The 24,849-nt window shown below is 67.0% G+C and carries 24 protein-coding genes; 10 read left to right on the top strand and 14 right to left on the bottom strand.

Annotated elements, in window-relative coordinates; genetic code table 11:
* Positions 1 to 27 precede the first annotated feature (27 nt).
* Together ISN75_RS17635 and ISN75_RS17640 are read left to right on the top strand one after the other, a co-directional pair.
* Complete coding sequence (locus tag ISN75_RS17635) at positions 28 to 1,020, top strand: alpha/beta hydrolase (protein WP_343820903.1); 993 nt, start codon at positions 28 to 30, stop codon at positions 1,018 to 1,020.
* Positions 1,021 to 1,109: 89 nt separating this feature from the next.
* On the top strand, positions 1,110 to 1,301 hold the full coding sequence (locus ISN75_RS17640; RefSeq protein WP_167256436.1) for a hypothetical protein: 192 nt from the start codon (positions 1,110 to 1,112) through the stop codon (positions 1,299 to 1,301).
* A gap of 165 nt (positions 1,302 to 1,466) precedes the next feature.
* Here the strand turns inward: ISN75_RS17640 and ISN75_RS17645 are convergent, their stop codons facing one another.
* The 5 genes from ISN75_RS17645 to ISN75_RS17665 form a co-directional block, all read right to left on the bottom strand.
* Positions 1,467 to 1,919, bottom strand: coding sequence for a hypothetical protein (locus ISN75_RS17645; protein WP_168647869.1), 453 nt, complete (start codon positions 1,917 to 1,919; stop codon positions 1,467 to 1,469).
* The gene (locus tag ISN75_RS17650) at positions 1,906 to 2,469 is read right to left on the bottom strand and encodes an NIF family HAD-type phosphatase (RefSeq protein ID WP_210427731.1); all 564 of its coding nucleotides are present in this window, start codon (positions 2,467 to 2,469) and stop codon (positions 1,906 to 1,908) included. The genes ISN75_RS17645 and ISN75_RS17650 overlap by 14 nt, the downstream gene beginning before the upstream one ends.
* A gap of 7 nt (positions 2,470 to 2,476) precedes the next feature.
* A complete protein-coding gene (locus ISN75_RS17655; protein ID WP_168647868.1) occupies positions 2,477 to 2,779 on the bottom strand; it encodes a DUF6881 domain-containing protein in 303 nt (100 codons plus the stop codon).
* 102 nt (positions 2,780 to 2,881) lie between these two features.
* Positions 2,882 to 3,181, bottom strand: a complete 300-nt coding sequence (locus tag ISN75_RS17660; RefSeq protein ID WP_168647867.1) for a hypothetical protein — start codon at positions 3,179 to 3,181, stop codon at positions 2,882 to 2,884.
* 19 nt (positions 3,182 to 3,200) lie between these two features.
* On the bottom strand, positions 3,201 to 3,524 hold the full coding sequence (locus ISN75_RS17665) for a hypothetical protein (protein ID WP_168647866.1): 324 nt from the start codon (positions 3,522 to 3,524) through the stop codon (positions 3,201 to 3,203).
* 320 nt (positions 3,525 to 3,844) lie between these two features.
* Here ISN75_RS17665 and ISN75_RS17670 point away from each other — a divergent pair, with 320 nt between their 5' ends.
* Complete coding sequence (locus ISN75_RS17670; protein WP_343820900.1) at positions 3,845 to 3,988, top strand: hypothetical protein; 144 nt, start codon at positions 3,845 to 3,847, stop codon at positions 3,986 to 3,988.
* A 217-nt stretch (positions 3,989 to 4,205) separates the two neighbouring features.
* Here ISN75_RS17670 and ISN75_RS17675 read toward each other — a convergent pair whose 3' ends face one another.
* Positions 4,206 to 5,177 (bottom strand): MBL fold metallo-hydrolase, encoded by a 972-nt coding sequence (locus tag ISN75_RS17675; protein WP_343820899.1) that lies wholly within the window; start codon positions 5,175 to 5,177, stop codon positions 4,206 to 4,208.
* A 374-nt stretch (positions 5,178 to 5,551) separates the two neighbouring features.
* On the opposite strand from ISN75_RS17675, the gene ISN75_RS17680 reads away from it, so the two are divergent.
* The 4 genes from ISN75_RS17680 (at position 5,552) to ISN75_RS17695 (ending at position 9,764) form a co-directional block, all read left to right on the top strand.
* Positions 5,552 to 5,695: a hypothetical protein gene (locus ISN75_RS17680; RefSeq protein ID WP_167256425.1), complete on the top strand. Its 144-nt coding sequence runs from the start codon at positions 5,552 to 5,554 to the stop codon at positions 5,693 to 5,695.
* 36 nt (positions 5,696 to 5,731) lie between these two features.
* Positions 5,732 to 5,872, top strand: a complete 141-nt coding sequence (locus ISN75_RS17685) for a hypothetical protein (RefSeq protein WP_167256424.1) — start codon at positions 5,732 to 5,734, stop codon at positions 5,870 to 5,872.
* Between the two features lie 91 nt (positions 5,873 to 5,963).
* Entirely contained in the window at positions 5,964 to 7,103 is a 1,140-nt protein-coding gene (locus ISN75_RS17690) for a serine hydrolase domain-containing protein (RefSeq protein WP_343820897.1), read from the top strand.
* A gap of 108 nt (positions 7,104 to 7,211) precedes the next feature.
* A complete protein-coding gene (locus ISN75_RS17695; protein WP_343821077.1) occupies positions 7,212 to 9,764 on the top strand; it encodes a glycoside hydrolase family 3 C-terminal domain-containing protein in 2,553 nt (850 codons plus the stop codon).
* Between the two features lie 698 nt (positions 9,765 to 10,462).
* On the opposite strand, the gene ISN75_RS17700 is transcribed toward ISN75_RS17695, so the two are convergent.
* Positions 10,463 to 11,638, bottom strand: a complete 1,176-nt coding sequence (locus tag ISN75_RS17700; RefSeq protein WP_343820594.1) for a GGDEF domain-containing protein — start codon at positions 11,636 to 11,638, stop codon at positions 10,463 to 10,465.
* Between the two features lie 83 nt (positions 11,639 to 11,721).
* The gene (locus ISN75_RS17705) at positions 11,722 to 12,180 is read right to left on the bottom strand and encodes a GNAT family N-acetyltransferase (RefSeq protein ID WP_343820593.1); all 459 of its coding nucleotides are present in this window, start codon (positions 12,178 to 12,180) and stop codon (positions 11,722 to 11,724) included.
* Positions 12,181 to 12,316: 136 nt separating this feature from the next.
* On the opposite strand from ISN75_RS17705, the gene ISN75_RS17710 reads away from it, so the two are divergent.
* Positions 12,317 to 13,069, top strand: coding sequence for an N-acetylmuramoyl-L-alanine amidase (locus ISN75_RS17710; RefSeq protein WP_343820601.1), 753 nt, complete (start codon positions 12,317 to 12,319; stop codon positions 13,067 to 13,069).
* 260 nt (positions 13,070 to 13,329) lie between these two features.
* Here ISN75_RS17710 and ISN75_RS17715 read toward each other — a convergent pair whose 3' ends face one another.
* The 6 genes from ISN75_RS17715 to ISN75_RS17740 all read right to left on the bottom strand — a co-directional run bounded on the left by ISN75_RS17715 (position 13,330) and on the right by ISN75_RS17740 (position 21,605).
* The gene (locus ISN75_RS17715; protein WP_168647860.1) at positions 13,330 to 13,731 is read right to left on the bottom strand and encodes an OsmC family protein; all 402 of its coding nucleotides are present in this window, start codon (positions 13,729 to 13,731) and stop codon (positions 13,330 to 13,332) included.
* A 192-nt stretch (positions 13,732 to 13,923) separates the two neighbouring features.
* Entirely contained in the window at positions 13,924 to 15,282 is a 1,359-nt protein-coding gene (gene murD / locus ISN75_RS17720) for a UDP-N-acetylmuramoyl-L-alanine--D-glutamate ligase (RefSeq protein WP_343820591.1), read from the bottom strand.
* 9 nt (positions 15,283 to 15,291) lie between these two features.
* The gene (gene murL / locus ISN75_RS17725; RefSeq protein ID WP_343820590.1) at positions 15,292 to 16,635 is read right to left on the bottom strand and encodes a UDP-N-acetyl-alpha-D-muramoyl-L-alanyl-L-glutamate epimerase; all 1,344 of its coding nucleotides are present in this window, start codon (positions 16,633 to 16,635) and stop codon (positions 15,292 to 15,294) included.
* Positions 16,636 to 16,786: 151 nt separating this feature from the next.
* Positions 16,787 to 17,107: an endonuclease domain-containing protein gene (locus tag ISN75_RS17730; RefSeq protein WP_343820588.1), complete on the bottom strand. Its 321-nt coding sequence runs from the start codon at positions 17,105 to 17,107 to the stop codon at positions 16,787 to 16,789.
* A 96-nt stretch (positions 17,108 to 17,203) separates the two neighbouring features.
* Entirely contained in the window at positions 17,204 to 19,816 is a 2,613-nt protein-coding gene (locus ISN75_RS17735; RefSeq protein WP_343820586.1) for a bifunctional aspartate kinase/diaminopimelate decarboxylase, read from the bottom strand.
* Between the two features lie 274 nt (positions 19,817 to 20,090).
* Positions 20,091 to 21,605, bottom strand: a complete 1,515-nt coding sequence (locus ISN75_RS17740) for a fumarate hydratase (RefSeq protein ID WP_343820585.1) — start codon at positions 21,603 to 21,605, stop codon at positions 20,091 to 20,093.
* Positions 21,606 to 21,798: 193 nt separating this feature from the next.
* Between ISN75_RS17740 and ISN75_RS17745 the strand changes: the two genes are divergently transcribed.
* Together ISN75_RS17745 and ISN75_RS17750 are read left to right on the top strand one after the other, a co-directional pair.
* Positions 21,799 to 22,497, top strand: coding sequence for an outer membrane beta-barrel protein (locus tag ISN75_RS17745; protein WP_343820583.1), 699 nt, complete (start codon positions 21,799 to 21,801; stop codon positions 22,495 to 22,497).
* A gap of 418 nt (positions 22,498 to 22,915) precedes the next feature.
* Positions 22,916 to 24,844 (top strand): S53 family peptidase, encoded by a 1,929-nt coding sequence (locus tag ISN75_RS17750; protein WP_343820582.1) that lies wholly within the window; start codon positions 22,916 to 22,918, stop codon positions 24,842 to 24,844.
* Positions 24,845 to 24,849: the final 5 nt, after the last annotated feature.

Below are 24,849 nucleotides of genomic sequence, written 5' to 3' on the forward strand. Positions count from 1 at the left end.
CCTACGCACCCTCCGGAGAGCACCGACATGCATCGCAGACAGTTCCTGACCCTGGCCGCGGGTTCCCTGGCCGCAGGCGCGCTCGCCGCCTGCGCTCCCCGCGCCGCGCAGAAGGCCATCGCCGCCGGCGGTTCCGGCAGCGGCAGCCTCGACAGCGTCGCCGCCTTCAACGCCGCCCGCCGCTTTGCCAAGACGCCGTTCGGCGAGATCGCCTACGTCGACCGCGGCAACGGCCCCGCCGCACTGTTCCTGCACGGCTTCCCGCTCAACAGCTACCAGTGGCGCGGCGCCATCGACCGCCTCTCGCCCTACCGCCGCTGCGTGGCGCCGGACTCCATGGGCCTGGGCTACACCCGCCCCGCGCCCGGCCAGAGCGTGACGCCGGCCGACCAGGTGCAGATGCTCGCCTACCTGCTCGACCAGCTGCATATCGGCACCGTCGACCTGATCGCCAACGACAGCGGCGGCGCCGTCGCCCAGCTGTTCATGACCACGCACCCGGAGCGCGTGCGCACCGTGCTGCTGACCAACTGCGACGTGGAACCGGACAGCCCGCCGCCCGCCGTGCTGCCCGTGCTGGAAGCCGCGCGCCGCGGCAAGTTCGCTGACGAATGGCTGGTGCCCAACGTGCTCGACAAGAACTTCGCCCGCTCGCCGAAGGGCCTGGGCGGCTCGACCTTCACCTACCCGGCGCGCATGGCCGACGAAACCTTCGACATGTACCTCGGCCCGATCGTGGCCACGCCGCAGCGCAAGGCCTTGGCCGATGCTTACGCGCTGGGCCTGGATCCGAATCCGCTGGCCGGCGTCGAACCGCTGCTCAAGAAGAGCACCATCCCCACCCGCATCATCTGGGGCACCGGCGACACCATCTTCAAAGGCTCCGACCCGGACTACCTCGACAAGACATTGGGCAACTCCAAGGGTGTGCGCAGGATCGAAGGCGCAAACCTGTTCTTTCCCGAGGAATTCCCCGACGTGATCGCGGAAGAAGCGAAGAAGCTGTGGGGCATTGCCTGACACCGGTCTGCGCGAACACCTACACGCCGCCATAGCAACCGGCGGCGTACGCTGACCGAATGACTACGCCCCGCGAACAGCTTCAGGCCATGCTCGATGGCATCGCGCAGCAGGTCCCGCACCTGCTGCGCGACACCGGTGACCGCGACGAATTCTGGAGCGCCTTCGCCACGCTCACCGATCCACCCTTGGCCGCGGCCGGGCCGGAGGATTTCGATTGGGTGAGTGCGAGGATTACGGAGATGCTGGAGGCGTGCGGGGTGACGCCGCCGGAGGCATAAAGAGCCCAGATGTAGAACCCTTCTCCCCTCCGGGGAGAAGGTGCCGGCAGGCGGATGAGGGGCCACTCTAGCGATGCCATTTCTACGCAGCGAAGAGAAGCTCTTAGGTCTTCGCGACTTTCAGTTCCCCCACCCGCCCCTCACCCCAGCCCTCTCTCACGAGGACTACCTTCCGATCGACCGGAGAGGAGAAGGAGCAAGGCGAACCGCTTCGCATGCGGCGCCAAACGACACTTCCAGCGCTTCGCCATAAGCGGCTTCCCACGTTGTACTGTCGAACAGCTCGAGCACGAAATCGCAGCCTGCATAGTCACCCTGGCGCACCGCCTCCGCGTCGATGGAAGCATGCTCGCTGGAAGCTACGATCAAGCAGTCATGAACTTGATCGATATCGTCGACGAAAGCCTTCAGCTCATTCCAAGCGAAGACAACACCCCGCGGCGATCCGAGACATGCGGCTTCGAACGCCGCCATGTCCATCCCATTGGGCGCCACCCCGACGCCATGAAAAAACAGGATGCGCCAGGTGTAGCCATGCCCAGGAAGCCGGCTGAGGAAATCCCGCAACGACACATGGCTCCCATCAGAACGGACCACAGGATATTCAAAGCGCTTCATCACCCGACCTGCGCCAACCGCGCTTCTCGATTCGCCTGACATCAGGCTCATTAGCCAGCCGCTGCAGATAAGGCGCCAGCAGAATCAACTCATCATCTCCGAGGTCGCCCTCGAACGGCTTCACCAGCACGAGATTGCCGTAACTACGCGCGTACTTCTGCGGCGTGTCGTCCACCGCCAGCACTTTCCTCAAGTCATAGCCGCGCCGCTTCACCTTGTGCAGCGACTTCGTATCCACCCACACGTCGCGCTCGAAGTCCCGCCGCGGCGTGCAGCGCTCGCGCGACCACACGAACTCCAGCGTCGACGCGTCCTCGAAAAGCATCGGCACGATCTGCGCCGCATACGCCGAAGAAGACGACGTCCACACGGCGAGCCGGAAATGCCTCGCCACGTGCTCAAGGAAATCCTGCACGCCGGGACGGAGATAGACGGCATACGGCCCGACTTGCCTTACCGGCGCATAGTCCAAGGCCTGCGGCGTGGCGTACACCAGAGTTTCGTCCAGATCCAGGATCAGCAGATGCCGCTCTTCCATCGCTCGATTCACTTACGCCTTATCCGTGCCAGGGCGAAGCAGGTTGCGTCAGAAACCCCGCATTCCACGCCCGCTCAAACTCAACCCTGGTCATCTTCTGCGCCACGAACTCCGGATCGGCATCGATTTCATCCAGCGACGGCACCGGCTTGTCATCCACCCGCGTATCGCCCTCCGCAAACCGCGCACTGGCCAGCGCCACCCGCCCATCCGCAAACCGTTCCAGCTTGCGGCGCGCGCAACCATCCGGCCCGACCTCGATCAGGATCTCGACGGGATAGCCGAGCCCCACGCCCTTCGATAAGACTCTGATGTATTCCACAAGGCATCACCTCCGCTTTCACGAGAGCTGCTCGCGCTAGCGTGCCTGACTTCAATCAGACGATCCAGTTGCTACAGATGGCAACCAGGGCGGCATGGAAATTCAGCAGCCTTCCCGGATATCCAGGTTACCGATCGCCTGATCGATGTAACGACGGGCATCCGCTGCCATCAGCTGATCGCCGTCCAAGTGGGAAAGGAGCAACAGCTTTTCCAGGACATCCATATCCGGCTTCCGCTTCAGCCACCAATGAAACGCACCATTCCGATCATGCTCGCTGCCAGCCTCGTCACCCGGCCGGTAAAGCGCCCATTGCTCCAGAAAGAGCTCATCGGGATAGAGACCCCACTCTTCCCATTCGGGCGGAAACTTCATGAGCGATAGAAAATCGGCTTTCCGCATCCAGGCAGTCCCACTCGCCTCAAACCGGCGCATTGCTTCCTTGATACTGCTCCAGATGCCTCCGATGCAACGACCTCACCGAAGCAATGCAGACCACCGCATGCGGAATCGAACGCAGATAGAGCAGCCAGTTCTCGTCATCGCACTTGTAGAACCAGTTGCCCGCGTCGCCGCCCCAGCGTGCGGCATCGGTGCGTTCCTGCAATGACAGCATCACGGCGCGGGCCTTGCCGGGCACGTCGAACGTGACCCCGTAGCCGAGGTCGTCGCCGAACTTGAGGGATGGGTCGTCGAACAGGATCCTGAGGTGATCCTTCAGCTCATCGACGGTTTCGATGCGCATACCGTGAAACTCCTTTTCAGCGGTGGCCGCGTCTTGCGGTCGGGGAATTTTACCGGGGCGTGCCGGCGGGCCGCGTGACCGGGACCCCACTATCCGGCGGCAAGGTCCACCGGGCGAAAAAGCATGCGCCAGCTGTCCGCCGGGCTGTCCGGACAAGCCTGTCCACCTGTCCGCGGACAACCGCCCCGCGCCATGGCACTTTGAAGAAATGGCTCAACGGCGCGGCCTGCGAGCCATCGGAGCGGTTGGCACGCGCCTTGCCATATCTACCTTGCAAGACCAACCAAGCACGCAAGACCAACCACGCAAGGAGAGATGTCATGAAAGTCGAAAGCCTGATGCTGAAGGGTTTCTTCGCCGCCGGTCTGCTGGTTTGCGTCCTGGTTCTGGGCGGCATGCTGACCACGCGCGCTTCGGCCCCGGAATCGGTCGCCGGCACCGCCGCTGTTGCCGCTCACCGCTGATCCGGAACCACGAGCATGTACAGCCTTGTCCACGCCAGCGCAGGGTTTTCGCGATGGCTCGGGCAGGACGCGCTGGAGCAAGTCCAACGAAGCCTCCGTCACGCCGCTGTTGCCCTTGCTGGTGGACGAAAGCTTTTCTGTAGGGATGCGATGACCAGCTGGTGAGCATCCGCCCATAAAAAAAGGGCCCGCATCGCGCAGGCCCTTCGAACGTCACTCAGTGGATCTCGGTGTAACTCACCGGCAACCACTTATAACCCTTGCCGTCCGCCGCGACATGCCCGATGCCCGGGAACGAGATATGGGCGCCGGCCACCAGGTAGCCGTTCTTCGCCGCATCGGCCAGGATGCGCTCGCGCACCTTCTCCGCATTCGCGCCGTCGCTGTCGAACTTGATCGACACCTCCGGATGCGCGAACTGCACCGTCTGCACGTGCAGCGTGTCGCCCCACACCAGCAGCTTCTGGCCCTTGCTCTCCACCGCATAGCCGGTATGGCCCGGCGTGTGGCCGTTGAGGCTGATCGAGCGGATGCCCGGCACCAGCTCCCCGTCGGCGGCGATCGGCTTGAAATGGCCGGCCTTGACGTAGGGATCCAGCGCCTTCTGCGCGCCGTCGAAGAATTCGCGCGCTTCGGCCGGCGCTTTCTCTTCCTGCGCCTTGCTCAGCCAGAAATCCGCATCGGCCTTGCCGGCGCGCACGGTGGCATTGGGGAACACCGCCTTGCCGTCGGCCACCAGGCCGCCGATATGGTCGGGGTGCATATGGGTGATGTAGATCTCGTCGATCTGCTCGGGCGTGTAGCCGGCGGCCTTGATGCGCGCGGCCAGCTTGCCCAGGTCGCTGCCCATGGAGGTGCCGGCGCCGGTGTCGATCAGTACCAGCTTGCTGCCGGTGTTGACCAGAAAACCGTTGAAGCTCCATTCGTACGACGGCGTCTGGTCGGCCGCCTTCAGCGACTGCTGCACGGTCGAAGCCTTGGCCTGGTCCAGCAGCTGGTTGACGTCCATCGCGTGGGTGCCGTCGGACAGCGCGGTCACTTCGAAGTCGCCCAGCATCATGCGGTAGTAGCCCGGTGCGCTGGTCCTGGCCATCGGCGCCGCGGCATGCGCGGGCGCCAGGGCGAGCGTGCTGCCGAGCACGATGGCGGCGGACAGGGCGGTGCGGGCGAAAGTGGAACTGATGCTCATCGTTCGTTCCTGATCGTGAGGGGATGAAGCCGGCCGGCGGCAGCACGCCGCCAATCGGTGGTTGCCACATGGGCATGGTTGGGCGCGCTTCAACTCCCCTGGCGCCATCCATCCGTCCAAGCCGTGTTCGAACGCACGGCGGCCATCTGTTCTTGCGATCGGCGCGGCGCCCGATTCGTGCATGCAAGATGGCGTCCGCTGTCCGGCTCGTTGTCCGGACACAGCCGTCCGCCTGTCCGCGGACAACCTTGGCCCGCCACGACGTTTTCAAGAAATGGCTCAACGGCGCGGCCTGCGCGCCATCTGCGCGGTTGGCACGACCCTTGCCATCTATACCTCGAAAGCCTCGAACACCCACCTCAAGGAGAGATGTCATGAAAGCCGAAACCCTGCTGCTCAAGAGCTTCTTCGCCGCCGGCCTGCTGGTTTGCGCCCTGGTCCTGGGCAACATGCTGACCACCCACGCCGCCGCTCCGCAGGCGATCGCCGCCACCGCCGTGGCCGCCGCCCACCGCTAAGCAGTTGCCGCTTCATTCGCACTGAGGAGAGTCGTCATGAAATTCGAAAACATCATGCTGCATGGTTTCTTCGCCGCCGGTCTGCTGGTCTGCGCCCTGGTCCTGGGCGGCATGCTGACCACGCATGCGTCGGCGCCCGAATCGGTTGCGACCACCGCCGTCGCCGCCAGCCGCTGAGCGGTACGCGTTCGAAAGCAGTACGGCGCGCTTAAACCCATTCGCGCCGCCGGGCATCCGACCGGGAGTCTCCCGCTCGCCAGGTGCCCCGATGAATGGCTCGCCGAAGTTGCACAAGCAGAAGGATGGCCGCGCGGGATGGCGGCTGATGTGGGCGATGCTCGCCCTGCTCGCCGCCTTTCCCGCCCTCGCCGATTGCGATGCCTGCGCCGCCACGGCCCGGCGCTTCGCGGTGGACCAGCACTTCAATGGCGTGATCCTGGTGGGCCACGGTTCGCAGGTGGATTACGCCGAGAGCTTCGGCGTCGCCGACGCCGCCACGCGGCAGCCGCTCACCGCCGACACGCCGTTCGAGACCGGCTCGATCTCCAAATGGATCGCCTCGATCGTGGTCATGCGGCTGGTGCAGCAAGGCGAGCTGGCCCTGGACGAGCCGATCTCCACTTACCTGCCGGACTATCGCCGCGACAACGGCGACCGGCTCACCCTGCGCGAGCTGATCAGCCACGCCAGCGGCGTACCGAACGAGATCGACGAAGCGATCAAGCGCGATCCGGCCACGCGCGATCTGTCGCTAAGCAATGCCGAAGCCGTGCGCCGTTTCGCCAGCGGCGACCTGCGCTTCGCCCCCGGCACCGACTGGGACTACTCACACTCCAACTGGCTGCTGGTCAAAGCCGTGATCGAGCAGGCCACCGGCCGCGACTACGCTTCGCTGGTGGACGGCTATCTGGTCCAACCGCTCGCGCTGCGCCACAGCGGCATCTACCGCGGCAGCTCGTCCGCTGTGCGAGGCATGGCGCTGGGCTACCGGCAACTGGCGCCGCAGGTGTTGCCGCTGGACAAACCCCTGCCCGATTTCATGGTGCTGGCTGGCGGCTTCTACGCCAGCGCCAACGACCTGTTCGTGCTGATGGATGCCCTGTTCGGCGGCCGGCTGCTGTCGCCGGAAAGCACGCGCACGCTGATGAGCGTGGAACGCCCGCTGCAGAACTACGCCCTGGGCGGACGCACCCGGACCCTGCCCTTTGATGGCGCCGACCATCCCGTGGCCTGGGAATACGGCTCCAACGGCGCCTTCCGCGTGCTGGCCTGGCGCACGCTGGACGACGGCCACAGCGTGATCGTGATGAACAACACCAGCTTCGATCACCTGAAGCTCGGCGAGCTGGCCACGGCCCTGATGGAAGCCAGCTACCGCGAGCAGCGATTGTCCCGTCCAAAAAAATAGCCGTGGCAGACTCGGACCTCCGCTGCCCAGCGAGGAGAGTCCGTGAAGCCGTCGTACCGTTCCCGCCTTCGTTCCCCTTGGCGCCACGCCGCCCTCGCGCTCAGCCTGATGCTGGCCGGCCACGCCGCCGCCATGGATGCCGCCCAGGCCGACCAGCGTGCCGCGGCCCTGGTCGCGCGCATGACGCTGGAGGAGAAGATCGCGCAGCTGCAGAGCTCGGCGCCGGCCATTCCGCGCCTGGGCGTGCCGGCTTACGACTGGTGGAGCGAAGGCCTGCACGGCACGGCGCGCGCGGGCTATGCCACGGTGTTTCCGCAGGCGATCGGGCTGGCGGCAAGCTGGAACGCACCGCTGCTGCACGCGGTGGGCGACGTGGTGTCCACCGAAGCGCGCGCGAAGTACAACCTGGCCGGGCGCGGCGATCATCCGCGCTATCACGGGCTGAGCATCTGGTCGCCGAACATCAATATCTTCCGCGACCCGCGCTGGGGCCGCGGCCAGGAAACCTATGGCGAGGATCCCTTCCTCACCGGCACCCTGGCCACGCAGTTCGTGCGCGGCATCCAGGGCGACGACCCGGCGCAATTGAAGGCCGCCGCCACGCCCAAGCATTTCGCGGTGCACAGCGGGCCGGAGAAAGGCCGGCACGGTTTCGATTCGCGCACCTCGCCGCACGATCTGGAAGACACCTATCTGCCGGCGTTCCGCATGGCGGTGACGCAAGGACAGGCCGCCTCGGTGATGTGCGCCTACAACGCGCTGGAAGGCACGCCCGCCTGCGCCTCGCCGCTGCTGCTGCAGGAACGCCTGCGCCGCGACTGGCGCTTTGCCGGTTATGTCGTGTCCGACTGCGATGCGGTGGACGACATGACCCAGTTCCATCGCTACAAGCCGGATAACGCCGGCTCCTCCGCGGCAGCCGTTGCCGCCGGCACCGATCTCGATTGCGGCATCGCTTACGCCGCGCTGGGCGAGGCGGTGCGCAAGGGCCAGGTGAGCGAAGCCACGCTCGACCGGGCCGCGCGCCGCCTGTTCGCGGCGCGCTACCGCATGGGCATGCTCGACGATGCCGGCGGCCCTTACGCGGCGCTGGGCGCGCAGGACATCAACTCTCCGGCGCACCGTGCGCTGGCCCTGCAGGCCGCGCGCGAATCGATCGTGCTGCTGAAGAACGAGCGCGCCACCTTGCCGCTGAAGAGCACGGCGCGCATCGCGGTGATCGGCCCGAACGCCGATGCCTTGAACATCCTCGAAGCGAACTATCACGGCACCGCGGTCGATCCGGTGACGCCGCTGGCCGGCCTGCGCAAGCGCTTCGGCGAAGCGCAGGTGAGCTACGCCCAGGGCGCGACGCTGGCGCAGGGCGTGTCCGTGCCGGTGCCGTCCACCGCGCTGCGCACGGGCGGCAAGGAGGCCGCGCCCGGCTTGCGCGGCGAGTATTTCGCCAACACCGATTTCAGCGGCAAGCCCGCGCTGGTCCGCACCGACCGCCGCATCGATTTCGACTGGGACGAAGTGGCCCCGGCGAAGCAGCTCGACCCCGCCCGCTACGCCGTGCGCTGGACCGGCGAGCTGCTGCCGCCCGGCCCCGGCGACTACAACCTCAACCTGCACATCGACCGCTGCTTCGACTGCAAAGGCCACGATCCGGTGCGCCTGTACGTGGACGGCAAGCTGGTGCTGGACGACCACGGCAAGGACTACGACCTCAACCTGCCCCTGCATTTCGCCGACACGCGCCCGCGTCCGCTGAAACTGGAACTGCGCCACACCGGCGAGGACCAGGGCATCCGCCTGCAATGGAGCGCGCCGGCCGAGGCGCAGTTGCGCGAGGCGAAGGAAGCGATCGCCAAGGCAGACGCAGTGGTGGCCGTGGTCGGCCTGTCGCCGGATGTCGAAGGCGAGGAATTGCAGGTCAGCGTGCCGGGCTTCGCCGGCGGCGACCGCACCGACCTGTCCCTGCCGGCCACGCAGCAGCGCCTGCTGGAAACCGCCGCCGCCAGCGGCAAGCCCTTGGTGGTGGTGCTGACCAGCGGCAGCGCGGTGGCCCTGAACTGGGCGAAGCAGCATGCGGACGCCATCGTGGTCGCCTGGTATCCCGGCGAGGAAGGCGGCACCGCCATCGCCGACGTGCTGGCCGGCGGCTACAACCCGGCGGGACGTCTGCCGGTGACGTTCTATGCGTCGGCCGACGATCTGCCGAAGTTCGACGATTACCGCATGGAAGGAAGGACGTACCGCTATTTCCGCGGCACACCGCTGTTCGCGTTCGGCGATGGCTTGAGCTACACGCGGTTTGCGTATGAGGCGCCGAAGTTGTCGGCCAGGAGCTTGAAGGCGGGTAACAAGCTTGGGGTGGACGTGCAGGTGCGCAATGCCGGCGAGCGGGATGGCGATGAGGTGGTGCAGGTGTATTTGAGTTCGAAGGCCGCGGGGGCGGCGCGGCATAGCCTGGTGGGTTTCCAGCGTGTGGCGTTGAAGGCCGGCGAGTCGAAGCTCGTGCATTTCGAGATCGAGGCGCGGCAGTTGAGCACGGTGGATGCGCAGGGGGAGCGGAAGGTGGTGGCTGGCAGGTACCAGCTGTTTGCGGGCGGGCGGCAGCCGGCTGGTGAAGCTGGTAGTGAATTTGTGATTGAAGGGACGGAAGCGTTGCCGCACTAGTAGAGCCGCATCGTGAAACTCTTCTCCCCTCCGGGGAGAAGATGCCGGCAGGCAGATGAGGGGCGGGTGCTCGCGGTGGCGTTGCGACGAAGAGAAGAAAAGCTTTTGGGCTTTCTCGACCGTCAGCCCATCGCTCCGCCCGGCCCCTCACCCCGGCCCTCTCCCCGGAGGGGAGAGGGGGATGTAGGGCGGGGCGATAATCGAACGAAGAGCCTGCGGCGCAGCCGCGGCGTTCCGCTTGTGCGCTTTGGCTCTTGATCTTGCTCTTGATCCACCGGGTCCCCTTGGCGCCGGCGGTGAGGGCTGGACGAAAAGGCCCCCGCAGGGGGGCGGGGACACGATGTCCCCGCCTTTTTGATCAGGGCATGGATGCCCTGTCAAAAAGCCCGGCCAGCCCTCACGGACCCTCAGCAGCGCAGCTGCTGAGGGCGCCAAGCAGGGTGCCCTCTCTTTTTGGTTACTTTTTCTCTGGGCACGCAGAGAAAAAGTAACTCGCCCCGCGGCAGCGGGGCGAAACACTCGCCAAAGGCGAGACCCACAAACGTCACCGCGACAACCGAGCCATACAGTGACTGGATGATTCGCTTCGCTCACCCCTTCGGGGCCGCCCTGCGGGCGTTCTTCGCGCTACGCGCTCGTCCGGCCTACGCCGGAATGACGAGCTAGCGAGGCCTACACCGCGACGACGAACCGCACGCTCAGCCCAGCGCCGTCTCCACCGGCCGAAAGCCAGCCCACTCCACGCGGTTGCGTCCACGGTGCTTGGCCCGGTACAGCGCCGCATCGGCAGCGGTGATCAACCCGTTGAAATCCAGTCCGCTGCCGCCGGCCACGCCGACACTCGTAGTGACGGGAATACGCAGCTCACCGTGCAGGGCCGGCAAGGCGGCCACACGCGAACGCACCTCCTCCGCCGCGACAATGGCCTGCGCGGCATCGATGCCCGGCAGCACCAGCAGGAATTCTTCGCCGCCGTAGCGGCCCAGCAGCGCCCCATCCGGCAACTGCACGGCGTGCACGATCTTGACGAAATGGCGCAGCACTTCATCGCCGGCGTCATGCCCCCAGCTGTCGTTGACCGACTTGAAGCGATCCAGGTCCAGCAGCAGCACGGACGACGTACACCCCTGCGCGCGGCAAGTCTCCACCGCCTGGCGGGCATCCTCGATCACCGCATTGCGGTTGCGCAGGCCGGTCAGGCCGTCGGTGCGCGCCATGCTGCGCAGGTCCAGGGTGAGGCGTTCGGCCAGCATCAGGGTGAAACCGGTGCTGACCAGGAAAGTGCAGAAGATGGCGAACAGGTAATTGGCGGTGATCAGCTGCGTGGCCAGCAGCACCTGCGAGGTGGTGGCCGGCGCCACCATCACGATCGAGCGCATGGCGTAGAACACCGCATCCGAACCGAACACCAGCGCGGTGAACACGCAGCTCACGCGCAGGTCGCGCGGCGAGCGGCGCAGCAGCACCCAGATCATCCACGCATCCCACACCACGCTCCGGGCACCGAATGCCAGCGCCTCCACGCGCTGCCCCGGCGACGCCAGCAGGAACCCGATCTGCATGGCCAGGAACAGGCCCGACAGCAGCAGGGGCCAGCGCCAGCGCAGCGGATAGCGCACGTGCACGGCGATGCCCATCAGCATCGCCGCGTTGGCGATGGCGATCAGCACGTTGCCGACGATGGCGGACAGGAAGGTCTCGCGCTCGTCCAGGCCCTGCGCCAGGCCGGCCAGGGTGATGATCCAGAACGCCGCCGCCCAGATGCGCAGCGCCGGCAGCCCGCGCAGCACCAGGCCCAGCAGGGTGAAACTCAGGGAAATGGTCGCCCCGACGGCGAGTCCGATGACGCCGAGCGTGAAAAGATCCAGATGCATCGCACACCCCCGCGCCGTACCGGCGCCCCCAAAAGTGCAGACGCCCGCATTATTGCCCAGGGCGCGGCGGCGCGGGTGCAGGCTTACAGCAGGCGCGTCATGAACACGCTGTTGGGATCGTCGACGTAACTGTCGAACGGTCCGCAGAAATCGAAGCCGAAGCTGGCGTACAGCCGGCGTGCCGGCTCGAACGCCGCCATCGAGCCGGTTTCCAGGCTCAGCCGCCGGTACGAGCGCGCGGCGGCCTGGTCCAGCAGATGGCGCAGCATGGCCGCCGCCACGCCGCGGCGGCGGTGCGCGTTGGCAGTGCGCATGGATTTGATCTCGCCGTGGGCGGCGTCCAGTTGCTTGAGCGCGCCGCAGCCGAGCAGGTCCTCGCCGTCCCACACGGTCCAGAAGCTCAGCTCCGGCCGGCGCAGGCCGTCCAGGTCCAGGGCGTGGATGCTTTCCGGCGGCGAGTGGCGCGCCATGTCGCGCAGGTGTTCCTGCAGCAGGCTGATGATGCGGTGGTCGGTGAGGTCGCGGTCGAGGCGGATGTCCATGGCACGGCAACAGTGAGGGTCGTTGCGATCTTAGCGCCGGCATGGCTCCGGCTTGACGCTGCCGCGGCGCTGCGGCAGTTTTCCGCGGGTTTTCCCGCTGCGAGAGACCGCCGTGCCACGTTCCGCCAGCGCTTCCCTGCTCCGCACCGCGCGCCGCGGCCTGCTCCTGCTGCCGCTGGCCTGGCTGGCCGCCTGCGCGCCGCTGCCGGCGCGCAATCCGATGGCCACCTGGGTGCCCTCGCCGAATCACGATATCCGCCGGCCGGTAGTGATCGTGCTGCACTTCACCGACCAGCACTCGGTGCAGCAGAGCCTGGACACCCTGCGCACCGCCAACAGCGGCGGCCCGGTGAGCGCGCATTACCTGATCGGCGCGGACGGCCATATCTACCAGCTGGTGGCGGACGAGCAGCGCGCCTGGCATGCGGGGCCGGGGCGCTGGGGCGCCATCACCGACCTCAATTCCGCCTCGATCGGCATCGAGCTGGACAACGACGGCCACACGCCGTTCGCGCAGCCGCAGATCGACAGCCTGCTGCGCCTGCTGGCGGATCTCACCTCGCGCCTGCGCATTCCGCGCACGCAGGTGATCGGGCACGAAGACCTGGCGCCGGGGCGCAAGGACGATCCCGGCCCGCTGTTTCCGTGGAACCGGCTGGCCGATGCCGGTTATGGCTTATGGCCGCAGGGGCCGCTGGTGGATCCACCGGCGGGCTTCGATCCGTGGATGGCGCTGGGGCTGATCGGCTATGCGCTGGATAACCGGGCGGCGGCGGTGCGGTCGTTTCATCATCACTTTCGGGGGATGGATGGCGACACGCTCGATGGGGACGACTTGCGTGTGCTGTATGCACTGGCGAAGCAATTGGGCGCAGTTGCTGCGCCATAGATCGTTGCGCCGTCAAATCCACGCCGGACTCCAACGAAGCCGTCATTCCGGCGCAGGCCGGACGAGCGCGCAGCGCGAAGAACGCCCGCAGGGCGGCCCCGAAGGGGTGAGCGAAGCGAATCATCCAGTAGCGACCACGCCTGGTTTTGGCGGAAGAGCATTCAGCTCTTTAATCCGCACGCAAACATCGGGCGATATCGCCACTGGATTCCGGCCTGCGCCGGAATGACGGCCTTGTTATGTCGTGGCTTACCCGAAGCTCAGCTTCCACGCTCGCTGCTGATTTCCGCCCCCTCGCGCATCGCCTTCGTCACCGGCGTATTCGCCACGATTTCCAGCAAACGCTTCCACTGCTCGTCGCTCAGCGGCTGATCCGAATGCAGCACGCGCAGGATATGCAGCTTGCCTTCGTCGTCGCGCGTCAGGCTCAGCTCCGCGCGGAACTCACCCAGGTTCCAGCCCTTGCGCTGCGCGTACATGCGCAGCGTGATCGCGGTGCAGGCGGCCAGCGACGAGAGATACAGATCGAACGGCGCGGGCGCCGCGCCCTGCCCGCCCAAGGCCTTCGGTTCGTCGGTATCCAGCGCGTAATGGCCGGCCTGGATGTGGTGCAGGTAGTCGGTGCCGGTGGAGACGATGGAGGCGGAGGCAACGCGGCTCATGCAAATTCCTCGTAGGTTGGGGTGAGCAGCAGGCGACTGCGAAGGCAGGATGCCGTAGCGAACATCCGCGTAGCGGATGGCCCGAGGGGCTGGCTGCTGATGCAGCCAGTAACCCCAACGATGCGCTGCGCCCGGACTTTGCGATGTTGGGGTTCGCCTGCGGCTCACCCCAACCTACGACATTCGCACCGATCAGGCGATGCCCAATCCCGCGATGCCGGTGATGGCGCGGCCATCGAAGCCGGCCAGGTCCGCGAAGCGGCGGCCGCGCTCGGCGTAGTCGTGGAACTGGTCGAAGCTCGGCGCGCCGGGCGACAGCAGGATGCAACCGCCGGTGGGCGTGAGCTTGCGCGCCTCGGCCACCGCGGCGTCGAGGTTGGCGGCTTCCACCAGGGTGGTTGCCACCTTCGCCTCGCGCAGCGCCGCGGCGATGCGCGGGCCGTTCGCGCCGCTGCATACGATGGCGTGCGGCGGGTGCGCCAGTTCCTCGGCGACGAAGTCCGACCAGTCCAGGCCACGGTCGTGGCCGCCGGCCAGCACGGTGACCGCGCGGCCGTGCAGGCTTTCCAGCGCGGCCAGCGTGGCCAGCGGCGTGGTGCTGATCGAATCGTTGACCCACAGCACGCCGTCGCGCTCGCCCAGCGGCTGCAGGCGGTGCGGCAGCGGCACGAAGCTGGCGAGGGCGGGCGCGGCGGCGACGGCGTCGTAGCCCATCGCTTCCAGCGCGGCGAGCGCGGCGCAGGCGTTGAGCGCGTTGTGCGCGCCAGGAGCGGCGAGGCGCTTCGCTTCGAAAATGTCGGCGTTGCCGCGGCGGATAAAGCCGTTCGCCACATGCCAGCCCTGCGCCTCGCCGAACAGCAGGCGTGCGCGATGGCCGGCGGTCTTTTCCAGCAGCGAGGCTTGCAGCGCATTCACCAGCAGGCGCTGCGAGACGTCGGCGAGCTTGAGCTTGTCGGCGACGTAGCGTTCGCGCGAGCCGTGCCAGTCGAGATGTTCCTCGTACAGGCTGGTGATCACGCCCAGCGCCAGCGGACCGGCTTCGCCGGTCTGGAAGCTGGACAGCTCGATCGCCCACAGCTCGGCGGACTGGCCAAGCAACTCCAGCAGCGGCATGCCGATATTGCCGGCCAGCGCGGTACGCACGCCCAGCGCACGCGCCAGGTGCGCGAGCAGCGCGGTGGTGGTGCTCTTGCCCTTGGTGCCGGTGACGGCGACGACCTTGGCCTGCGGATTCTCGCCGAACCACAGCGCGGTACCCGAGGTGAGGCGCAGGCCGGCCTCCTGCGCGGCGAGCAGCGCGGGCTTGTAGGCCGAGACGCCGGGCGACTTCACCACGACGTCGAACGCGGCGAGATCGATCGCATCGGGCTCGCGGCCATGCACCGTGAGCGCCGCATCGAACGCCTGCGCGCCGGCCACTTCCGCCTCGCCGCAGAACAGCGTCAGCGGCAATGCCGGCAGGCGCTGGCGCAGCGCCGCGATGGCGGCGCGCCCCTCGCGGCCGAAGCCCCAGATGGCGACGCGCCGGCCGGCCAGTTCAGCGATGCGCATGCGCGGCGCTCAGGCGAAGAAGTCGAGCGCGCCGCGCAGGCGGGCGGGAATGCGCTGTTCCGGCGACGCCTGCAGCCACGGTTCCAGCGCCAGCGCGGAGACGTCGAGCTGCGGCAGGATCTCGCCGCGGAAGCGTGCGACCAGCGCGTCTTCCTGCCACTCCGGCCGCTGGCTCAGCGCATACATGGCGGCGCGCGCCTCGGCGCCTTCGCCCACGCATTCGAACGGCTTGTGGTCCTGGTATTCCAGCAGCGCGTCGAAACCGGCGGCCTGGCTGTCGTCGTCCAGCAGGTTGCGGCCGAAGATCTGCAGCAGGCGCGGCTTGGGCAGGAACGGCGCCAGCGCCAGGAACACGAAATGGCATTTCGGGCACTGCCCGCACCAGCGGTCCGCCGGCTTGGGACCGAGAATGCGGAAGTTGCGGTTGCAGCTGGAGAACACGTCGAAATACGGCGTGAGCTTGGCGAACGCGCGCGTCACCGCAAGCTCCGAGTACGGGCGCAGCAGCGAGAAGTAATCGAGATCCGCCGCCACCTGCGCGTGCAGCCAGTCGCCCAGCAGCTGCTCGAATACATAGCCCTTGCTCCACTGGTGATTCACCTGCTGGCCTTCGTATTCCAGCGTGGCGGCCGATGCCGAGCGCTCGTTGGCGAAGGCGATGCTGTCGTAGCCGTAGAGAATGGCCGCCAGCGCCAGGATCGCCGAGTTCACCGCGGTCACCGGGATATGCCCGTTCCACGCGCCCAGGCGATTGAGTTCGAACAACTGCGGCGCCAGCTCGCGCTGGATATTGAGCGTGGGCAGCCCGGTGCGCGCCGCGCAGGCGGCGATCAGTTCCGAATTGCCCACCCACACCGCGGTCGCTTCGCCGCCGGCGGACTTGATCGCTTCCACCGCCACCAGCGAGTCCTTGCCGCCGCCGATCGGCACCAGGGTGCGCGCGGGCAGCTTCAAGGCGGGAGCGGCCGCCTGCGTGGCACCGCCGCGCGGGAAAGCGATGCGGCCGCGCAGGTCCAGCCCGTTGCGGTAGGCGAATTCGGCCAGCCCGTGCAGGTACAGCGCATCGAGCAGATCGGCGGTGGCGTCGTCCAGCGGACCGCCGGCCACTTCGATGCGCGGCGGCACGCCGGCCTTGTAGTAGCTGACGCCCGCGACCAGGTGCAGCAGCTTGAGCGCGCGCTCGAAGGCGGCGGCATGCGCAGGCGGCACGGCGGGCGCATGGGGGAAGCGCACGCGCTCGACCAGTTCCTCGCCGTTGTCGAAGGCATAGGCCAGCTCGGCCACGCCGTCGGCATAGCTGCAGCGGACGAAGCGGAAGACCTGGGTGAGGCGGGGTTGGATGGGGGTGGTCACTATCAGTGGCTCCGATTTGTCACCTTGCCTGATTGCCCTGACGGCAAGGTGGCTGAATTCTCGTTGTGCAGCGACGCCTATGGCTTGCCGCGACCTGCCCCTCTCCCCTCCGAGAGGGTTGGGGTGAGGGGCCGGGGCTGGCCAAAGCCTCCTATAGAACCTCAAGGACGCTTTCCGGATTCGCCAAGACGTCATTGTTCCAGAAACGCAGCACCCGGTAGCCCATGGCTTGCAGTTCCAAGGTACGGCGCTCGTCGTAGATCACCTGGTCCGCATGCTGGCCGCCGTCGAGCTCGACGATCAGCCACGCATCCATGCAAACGAAATCGACGATATAGCTGCCGACCTGATGCTGGCGGCGGAACTTCCATCCTTGCAGGTGCCTGGCGCGCAATTGGCGCCAGAGTGCCCGCTCGGCGTCGGTTTGTTTCTGGCGAAGGTTGCGCGCCCTGTCGACATTCAAGCGCTTCATCCCTGGGCGCTCCGTTGTTGCGTTTTCGCGAGCCCCGACCCCTCACCCCGCCCTCTCCCCGGAGGGGAGAGGGAGAAGTGTGGGAGCGAGGCGCTCTTAGTCGAGGATCACTTCCTCGGCCTCATCCCGCATGTTGTACGGCGACGACATCACCTTCCCGTACGCGCCGGCCTGGGCCACCAGCACCACGTCGCCTTCCTGCGCTTCCGGCAGGCGGCGGTCGGTGCCCAGGACGTCGCCGCTTTCGCAGATCGGGCCGACCACCTGGAACAGGCCGGTGGCCGGTTCGTCCAGGCGGCTGAGGTTGACGATCTCGTGCCAGGCTTCGTACAGCGCGGGGCGGATCAGGCTGTTCATGCCGGTGTCCACGCCCAGGTAGCGCCAGGCGCCCTTGCCCTTCTGCTGGGTGACGCGGGCCAGCAGCACGCCGGCGTCCGCAACCAGATAGCGGCCGGGCTCCATCCACAGCTGGTAGTGCGGATAGGCGGCCTTTACGCCGCGCAGCACGCGGTCCAGCGCGGCGATGTCCAGCCGCGCCTCGCCGGGATGCGAAGGCACGCCGAGGCCGCCGCCGATATCCAGGAAGGCCACGCTGCCGATGCGCTCGGCCAGGCTGGCCAGCTGGCCGTAGACCTCGCCCCAGTGGCCTTCGTCGAGGATGCCCGAGCCCAGGTGCGCATGCAGGCCACGCACGATCACACCGTGGGTGTCGGCCAGGCGCAGGAACTGGTCGACCAGTTCCACCGGCAGGCCGAACTTGCTGCCGCTGCCGCCGGTGCGCACCTTTTCGTGGTGGCCCAGGCCGCGACCCAGATCCACGCGCAGCACGATTTCGCGGCCGCGGAAAAGCTCGCCCCAGTGCTCCAGCTGGTACAGCGCATCCAGCGAGATGGTGGCGCGCGTGCCCAAGGCCCACTCGTAGTCGGCGCGCGGGGCGAAGTTGGGCGTGAACAGCAGCGGCGCCGATTCGGGCACCGCGGCCATCACCGCCTTCATCTCGCCCGGCGACACGCATTCGAAGCCGAAGCCTTCCTCCGCCAGCGCCCTGAGGATGGCCGGATGGGTGTTGGCTTTCACCGCGTAGTGCAGGCGGTCGACCGCGCCCAGCGATTTCAGCTCGCGCGCCTGCTGGCGCACGGTGGGCAGGTGGTAGACGTAGCGCGGCGTGCGTTCGGCGCCGAGCTTGAGCAGGCGCTCGCGCTCCGCCGTGCGCCACCACGAGGCCGCCGGGGCCAGCACTTCGCCGCTGCCGTACAGCGCCTGCCAGCTGGGGCCGAACAGCGCGCTGTCGTCGGTGCGCAGCGCACCGGCGGCGATCAGCAGCTCGTGCAGGTGCGGCAGCAGGTCGTCCACCACGTTCTCGTCCACCACGAAGGTGAGGTTGAGATTGTTGGACGACTGCGAGATCAGATGCACGCGGATCTGGCCGAACTCCGCCAGCACGCCCGACAGCGTATGCAGCATCGAGCGCATGCCGCGGCCGACCAGGGTGATCGCGGCGCAGGGCGCGATCACCTTCACCCGGCACACCTTGGCCAGGTCGCTGGCCAGGGCCGCGATGGCGTCGGAGTCGAGCAGGTTCTCGGTGGGGTCCAGCGACACGGTGACGTTGGTCTCGGCCGAACCGATCAGGTCCACCGACAGGCCGTGCTGCTTGAACTGCGCGAACACGTCGGCGAGGAAGCCGACCTGCTGCCACATGCCCACCGATTCCATCGACACCAGGGTGATGCCCTTGCGCGCGCTGATCGCCTTGACGCTGGGCGCGTGCTCGCGCACCTCGGGGCCGATCACGGTGCCTTCCAGCTCGGGCCGGTTGGTGTCCTTGATCAGCATCGGCACGCGCGGCTCGCGCAGCGGCGAGAGACAACGCGGATGCAGCACCTTGGCGCCGGTGGAGGCGATTTCCTGGGCCTCTTCGTAATCCAGCCGCTGCAGCAGGCGCGCACCCGGCACCTGGCGCGGGTTGGCGGTGAACATGCCGGCCACGTCGGTCCAGATCTCCACGCGCTGCGCCTTCAGCAGCGCGCCGAAGTACGAGGCCGAGGTATCCGAGCCGCCGCGGCCTAGCAGCACGGTGCGGCCCTGCGCCTCGCGGGCGATGAAGCCCTGCGTAATGAAGACCTCGCCCAGTTCCGCCAGGCGCGCGTTGAGCGCGGGATCCGGACGCGCCTCGACCATCGCCGAGAGCAGCTTGGTGCGTTCGTTCTGATTCGGCAGCGCGACGGCGGCGAGGCAGTCGCGCGCATCTAGCCACTGCGTCGGCAGCCCCGAATGGGTGAGGAACGCGGCGCCCAGCGCGCTGGACATCAGCTCGCCATGCGCCTGCACCAGCGCGGCCCAGGCCAGCTCGCCCATGGCGCCCGGACCTTCCTCGGCGAGTTTCGCCAGGTCGGACAGGCGCTGTGCGAGCGTTGCCGGAACCGCCAGCTGCATGTGATCGAGCAGGTCGTAGTGACGCTGTGCGATCGCCCGTGCAGCCTCGACCCGTTTGCCTTGGTGTTCCTGGGCGCACATCTGTTTGAGTGCGTCGGTGATGCCGGTGAGCGCGGACACGACCACCAGCACGCGGGCGCCTTCGGCGCGGCGGCTGGCAACCAGCTCACGGATGTTCTGCCAGCGCGGCAGGGTGGCGACACTGGTGCCGCCGAACTTCATCACGATCCAGGATGCGTCGGCAGGAAGCGACGCGGGGCTTTGCGGGTTCACGGGTACCTTCGGTGGCGTGGTGGGGAAAAGTATTCGGCCAGTGTTGCGCTGCACCAGGTGGAAATGCAATGCGCTAAATACTGAAAATCGAGGGCGTCCCAAGGTGCGGTCCTTCTCCCCTCCGGGGAGAAGGTGGCGGCAGCCGGATGAGGGGCGGGTGCTCGCGCAAGAAGATCGACAGCGCGAGGCTTGCTTTCTGTTCCTGCTTCTACGCTCCGACCGACCCCTCACCCCAACCCTCTCCCCGGAGGGGAGAGGGGGTTAAGAGCAGCGCTCAGGCCACGACGACGGGAATCTTGCCGATCCGCGCCTGCCATTCCTTCGGGCCGGTCTGGTGCACCGAGGTGCCGGCCGAGTCGACGGCCACGGTCACCGGCATGTCCTTTACGTCGAACTCGTAGATCGCTTCCATGCCGAGGTCGGCGAAGCCCACCACGCGCGAGGACTTGATCGCCTTCGACACCAGATACGCCGCGCCGCCCACTGCCATCAGGTACACCGACTGGTGCTTCTTGATCGCCTCGATCGCCGCCGGGCCGCGCTCGGCCTTGCCGACCATGCCCAGCAGGCCGGTCTGCGCCAGCACCTGCTCGGTGAATTTGTCCATGCGGGTGGCGGTGGTGGGGCCGGCGGGGCCGACCACTTCGTCGCGCACCGGATCGACCGGGCCGACGTAGTAGATGAAGCGGCCGTGGAAATCCACCGGCAGCGGCTCGCCCTTGTTGAGCATGTCGACCATGCGCTTGTGCGCGGCATCGCGGCCGGTGAGCAGCTTGCCATTGAGCAGCAGCACTTCGCCGGGCTTCCAGCTGGCCACTTCCTCGCGGGTGACCGTGTCGAGATTGACGCGGCGGCCTTTCGACGAGTCATAGGTGAGCTTGGGCCAGTGCTCCAGCGACGGGGCCTCGAGCATCACCGGGCCGGAACCGTCCAGGGTGAAGTGCGCGTGGCGCGTGGCGGCGCAGTTGGGGATCATCGCCACCGGCAGGTTGGCGGCGTGGGTCGGGTAGTCCTTGATCTTGATGTCGAGCACGGTGGTGAGGCCGCCCAGGCCCTGCGCGCCGATGCCCAGCGCGTTGACCTTCTCGTACAGCTCCAGGCGCAGATCCTCGATGCGGTTCCGCGGGCCCCGCGCGATCAGCTCCTGGATGTCGATGTGCTCCATCAGCGATTCCTTCGCCAGCAGCATGGCCTTCTCGGCGGTGCCGCCGATGCCGATGCCCAGCATGCCCGGCGGGCACCAGCCGGCGCCCATGGTCGGCACGGTCTTGAGCACCCAGTCGACGATGGAGTCGGACGGATTGAGCATTGCGAACTTCGACTTCGCCTCCGAACCGCCGCCCTTGGCCGCCACGATCACCTCGATGGTGTCGCCCGGCACGATCGAGACATTGATCACCGCCGGCGTGTTGTCCCTGGTGTTGAGGCGCTTGCCGGCCGGGTCGGCCAGCACGCTGGCGCGCAGCTTGTTGTCCGGATGGTTGTAGGCGCGGCGCACGCCTTCGTTGACCATGTCCTCCAGCGACATGCTGGCGTCCCAGCGCACGTTCATGCCCACCTTCAGGAAGACCGTGACGATGCCGGTGTCCTGGCACAGCGGGCGATGGCCTTCGGCGGCCATGCGCGAATTGATCAGGATCTGCGCCATCGCATCGCGCGCCGCCGGCGATTCCTCGCGCTCGTAGGCCTGGGCCAGGTTGGTGATGTAGTCGACCGGGTGGTAGTAGCTGATGTACTGCAGGGCGTCGGCGACGGACTGGATCAGATCGTCTTGCTTGATGGTGGTCATGGCGGCTGCTTGGGATGCGGGAGGGGAAACTGCCGCGATGCGGTTTTCGCGGCGCACAACCCGGCTATTGTGCCGCAAGCGGGCGGGAGCGCCCAAACCGCTGACCGGAAAGCGCTTTCGGCGGCGGCGCGGCGGTGGACAAAACGCTGCGGGCAATGCTGAACTTGCCGCTCCCCACCCCAAGGAAGCTCCCATGCGCAAGGAAGCCTTGCTCTGCACGATCGCTGTCGCCCTGCTCGCCTGCGGCGCTGCCCAGGCCGCGCCGGATGGCCAGTTCTATCTCGGTGCGAGCGCGGGGCAGTCGAACTATCCCGCCGCCACCGACACCAAGGCGTTCGTCATTAGGCCGAGCATGGACCGGCAGGACCTGGGCTACGGCCTGCGCTTCGGGTATCGCTGGTCCGGCCCCGTAGACTTGGCGGTCGAAAGCGGATTCGTCGACCTGGGCCGCCTGAATCTGCAGTCGTCCCGTGGCGCCGGCCTGTCGATCGTCCGCTTCATCACCGACAAAGTGCGGCTCGACACCAGGGCCGTGACGCTGGGCCTGGCCGGCCGCTATGTCTTCGGCAACCAGCAGGAATGGCTGGTTTCGGCCCGTGGCGGATTGTTGCGAGGCTACGCGGATATCGAGGAGCGGGAGAATGTCCATTGGCAGTATCTGCTTGGGAACCCTTCCGGCTTCTACACCAGCGCCACCTCGCACTCCGACTCATACACGAGCTGGTACGCGGGCCTCGGCATCGGCTACCGCATTACGCCGCAGCTCAGCCTTTCCATGACCTATGACAGCTACCGCGTGAAAGCCCGTTTCGTTGCAAACGAACCGTGGCTCGGGCCGGACTACCACCATTCGGTCGGGCTGTCGTCGCTGTATCTCGAATACAGCTACTAACCAGCCGGCTTCCAGCCAGGCGCCCGTCGGCCTGGCGGGCGCGGCTCCGACAGATGTCCGATAGCCGCAAGGCATATGCATCGAAAGAATCGTCATATCGCGCGATATCGCAGCTTCCTTCGCGATAAAATTCTTATAAATCAAATGGATGTAACTTATCCAAACCAAGGCCAGGCTTTGCATCCGCCTGATTCGCAAAATATTTCGCCTTACGCCTACTTTGCGCGCGCCTGCCATCGCGCTAGTTTTGCCGGTACCGATACCTCGGCGTTCAGGGGAGCCACGTATCGGCGGGGAAGTTCTTCGCATTGACCAAAGCAGCGCTTAGCCGGCCCGGCCGCGGAGCGCGGCGTCGGCATGTGCCGCCTCGCCGTCCGTTCGCATCCGCGCTTCCGGGTCCATCCACGGAGGAACGCACATGCTCGCCCAGCTTCACCGCAAGACCCTCGCCGCGTCCCTGACGCTCCTGCTCGCCACCGTCTCCACCGCTACCTTCGCCGCCGGCACCAAGCCGGCCGCCGATCTGGGCGCCGCCAATGCCGACCAGAAGGTCAACGTCACCCTGGTGCTGAAGCTGCACAACCAGGAACAGCTGGAGCAGTACGTCCAGCAGACCGTGACGCCCGGCCATCCGAACTTCCGCCGCTTCCTGACCACGGCCCAGTTCGCCGACAAGTACGGCGCGACGGACCAGGAGATCAAGCGGGTACAGGACTTCCTGCGCCAGAACGGGCTCAGCGGCACCTTGCTGCCGAACCGCATGGCGATCCGCACCAGCGGCACGCTCAGCCAGTTCGCCACGGCCTTCCAGGCGCCGATCCACAACTATCGGTCGGCGGAAAACGGCAATGTCTTCCATCGCCCGTCCAAGGCGCCGACCCTGCCGGCTTCGATCGCCGACAACGTGCTGCTCGGCTCCAGCCTGAGCAGCGAGCACAAGGTGCTGTCGCACCGCATCAGCACGCCGGATGCGGCCAAGGTCACCCTGCAGGCGACCGCCAAGGCCCAGGCCAGCATCGCCGCCGCGGCTAAGCCCGCCGCCGGCAATCCCACTGCCACGGGCACCCCGGGCGAGTACACCGTGGGCGACGTCGCCAACTTCTACAACATCAATCCGCTGTACGCGCGCGGCATCACCGGCAAGGGCACCACGGTGGCCATCGTCACGCTGTCGGACTTCTATCCGTCCGACGCGCAGGCTTACTGGGACGGCATCGGCCTGACCACCAAGGCCAACCGCATCGTCAAGGTGGCCGTGGACGGCGGCGCCGCCTTCGACGGCGGCAGCGGCGAGACCTCGCTGGACGTGGAACAAGCCGGCGGCCTGGCGCCCGAGGCGGACATCCTGGTCTACCACGCACCCAACTCCGGCAGCAGCTTCACCAATGCCGCGCTGCAGGCGGTGTCGGACAACGTGGCCGACACCATCTCCACCAGCTGGGGCCTGCCGGAAATCTTCAACTTCGCCGCGCTGAACGTGGACGGCGCCAAGAACACCGACACCACCGACGTGGGCGACCTGCAGATCTGGCACCAGATCCTGCTGGAAGCCGCGGTGCAGGGCCAGTCGTTCTTCGCCGCCACCGGCGACTCCGGCGCGTACGACACCGTGCGCGGCCTGGGCGTCGGCACCACCCCGGGCACCTTCAACGCGCCGCTGACCGTTGACTCGCCGGCTTCCGATCCGCTGATGACGGCGGCGGGCGGCACCACCACGCCCTTCAGCTACAAGTTCCGCACCGGCCCGGTGCAGTCGATCACCAAGGAACAGGTGTGGGGCTGGGATTACATCCAGAACTACTTCGACCAGTACGTCGGCAAGGGCGTGATCGACCTGTTCTCGGTCGGCGCCGGCGGCGGCGTGAGCGTGTACTGGAAGCGGCCGTTCTACCAGCTGTTCACCCAGGGCATCCGCACCAGCGCCAAGAACCAGACGCTGACCTACAACGACACTACCGGTCCGCAGGTGCTGCTGAAACTGCCGGGCAACTTCCATGGCCGCAACCTGCCGGATATCTCGCTCAATGCGGATCCGGAGACCGGCTATATCGTGGTGTCCACCGTCGACGGCGGCGCCACCGCCGGCAACGGCGGCACCAGCTTCGTGGCGCCGCAGCTCAACGGCATCAGCGCGCTGCTGACGCAGAGCGGGCAACGCCGCGTGGGCTTCTGGAATCCGCAGGTGTATGCGCTGCAGAACATCTTCGGCTACGGCAGCTTCAGCAGCTTCAACGACATCCGCCAGGGCGACAACTGGTACTACCAGGGCAGCGGCGGCTACGAGCCGGGCTCGGGCATCGGCACGTTGAACGTGGCGAACTTCGATCTGTTCCTGCGCGCGTTCTGAGACGT

Origin of the sequence: Dyella marensis (assembly GCF_049532885.1) — a bacterium.
In the GTDB taxonomy this organism is placed as follows: Bacteria; Pseudomonadota; Gammaproteobacteria; order Xanthomonadales; family Rhodanobacteraceae; genus Dyella_D; species Dyella_D marensis.

What these genes read in the sequence shown, in the direction of transcription:
- ISN75_RS17675 (WP_343820899.1), bottom strand. Translation starts at nt 5,177, where the DNA reads ATGAGCATCAGTTCCACTTTCGCCCGCACCGCCCTGTCCGCCGCCATC.
- ISN75_RS17715 (WP_168647860.1), bottom strand. Translation starts at nt 13,731, where the DNA reads ATGAGCCGCGTTGCCTCCGCCTCCATCGTCTCCACCGGCACCGACTAC.
- murD (WP_343820591.1), bottom strand. Translation starts at nt 15,282, where the DNA reads ATGCGCATCGCTGAACTGGCCGGCCGGCGCGTCGCCATCTGGGGCTTC.
- ISN75_RS17640 (WP_167256436.1), top strand. Translation starts at nt 1,110, where the DNA reads ATGCTCGATGGCATCGCGCAGCAGGTCCCGCACCTGCTGCGCGACACC.
- ISN75_RS17670 (WP_343820900.1), top strand. Translation starts at nt 3,845, where the DNA reads ATGAAAGTCGAAAGCCTGATGCTGAAGGGTTTCTTCGCCGCCGGTCTG.
- ISN75_RS17695 (WP_343821077.1), top strand. Translation starts at nt 7,212, where the DNA reads ATGCTGGCCGGCCACGCCGCCGCCATGGATGCCGCCCAGGCCGACCAG.
- ISN75_RS17740 (WP_343820585.1), bottom strand. Translation starts at nt 21,605, where the DNA reads ATGACCACCATCAAGCAAGACGATCTGATCCAGTCCGTCGCCGACGCC.
- ISN75_RS17660 (WP_168647867.1), bottom strand. Translation starts at nt 3,181, where the DNA reads ATGCGGAAAGCCGATTTTCTATCGCTCATGAAGTTTCCGCCCGAATGG.
- ISN75_RS17645 (WP_168647869.1), bottom strand. Translation starts at nt 1,919, where the DNA reads ATGAAGCGCTTTGAATATCCTGTGGTCCGTTCTGATGGGAGCCATGTG.
- ISN75_RS17730 (WP_343820588.1), bottom strand. Translation starts at nt 17,107, where the DNA reads ATGAAGCGCTTGAATGTCGACAGGGCGCGCAACCTTCGCCAGAAACAA.
- ISN75_RS17705 (WP_343820593.1), bottom strand. Translation starts at nt 12,180, where the DNA reads ATGGACATCCGCCTCGACCGCGACCTCACCGACCACCGCATCATCAGC.
- ISN75_RS17680 (WP_167256425.1), top strand. Translation starts at nt 5,552, where the DNA reads ATGAAAGCCGAAACCCTGCTGCTCAAGAGCTTCTTCGCCGCCGGCCTG.
- ISN75_RS17690 (WP_343820897.1), top strand. Translation starts at nt 5,964, where the DNA reads ATGAATGGCTCGCCGAAGTTGCACAAGCAGAAGGATGGCCGCGCGGGA.
- ISN75_RS17700 (WP_343820594.1), bottom strand. Translation starts at nt 11,638, where the DNA reads ATGCATCTGGATCTTTTCACGCTCGGCGTCATCGGACTCGCCGTCGGG.
- ISN75_RS17665 (WP_168647866.1), bottom strand. Translation starts at nt 3,524, where the DNA reads ATGCGCATCGAAACCGTCGATGAGCTGAAGGATCACCTCAGGATCCTG.
- ISN75_RS17750 (WP_343820582.1), top strand. Translation starts at nt 22,916, where the DNA reads ATGCTCGCCCAGCTTCACCGCAAGACCCTCGCCGCGTCCCTGACGCTC.
- ISN75_RS17685 (WP_167256424.1), top strand. Translation starts at nt 5,732, where the DNA reads ATGAAATTCGAAAACATCATGCTGCATGGTTTCTTCGCCGCCGGTCTG.
- ISN75_RS17745 (WP_343820583.1), top strand. Translation starts at nt 21,799, where the DNA reads ATGCGCAAGGAAGCCTTGCTCTGCACGATCGCTGTCGCCCTGCTCGCC.
- ISN75_RS17635 (WP_343820903.1), top strand. Translation starts at nt 28, where the DNA reads ATGCATCGCAGACAGTTCCTGACCCTGGCCGCGGGTTCCCTGGCCGCA.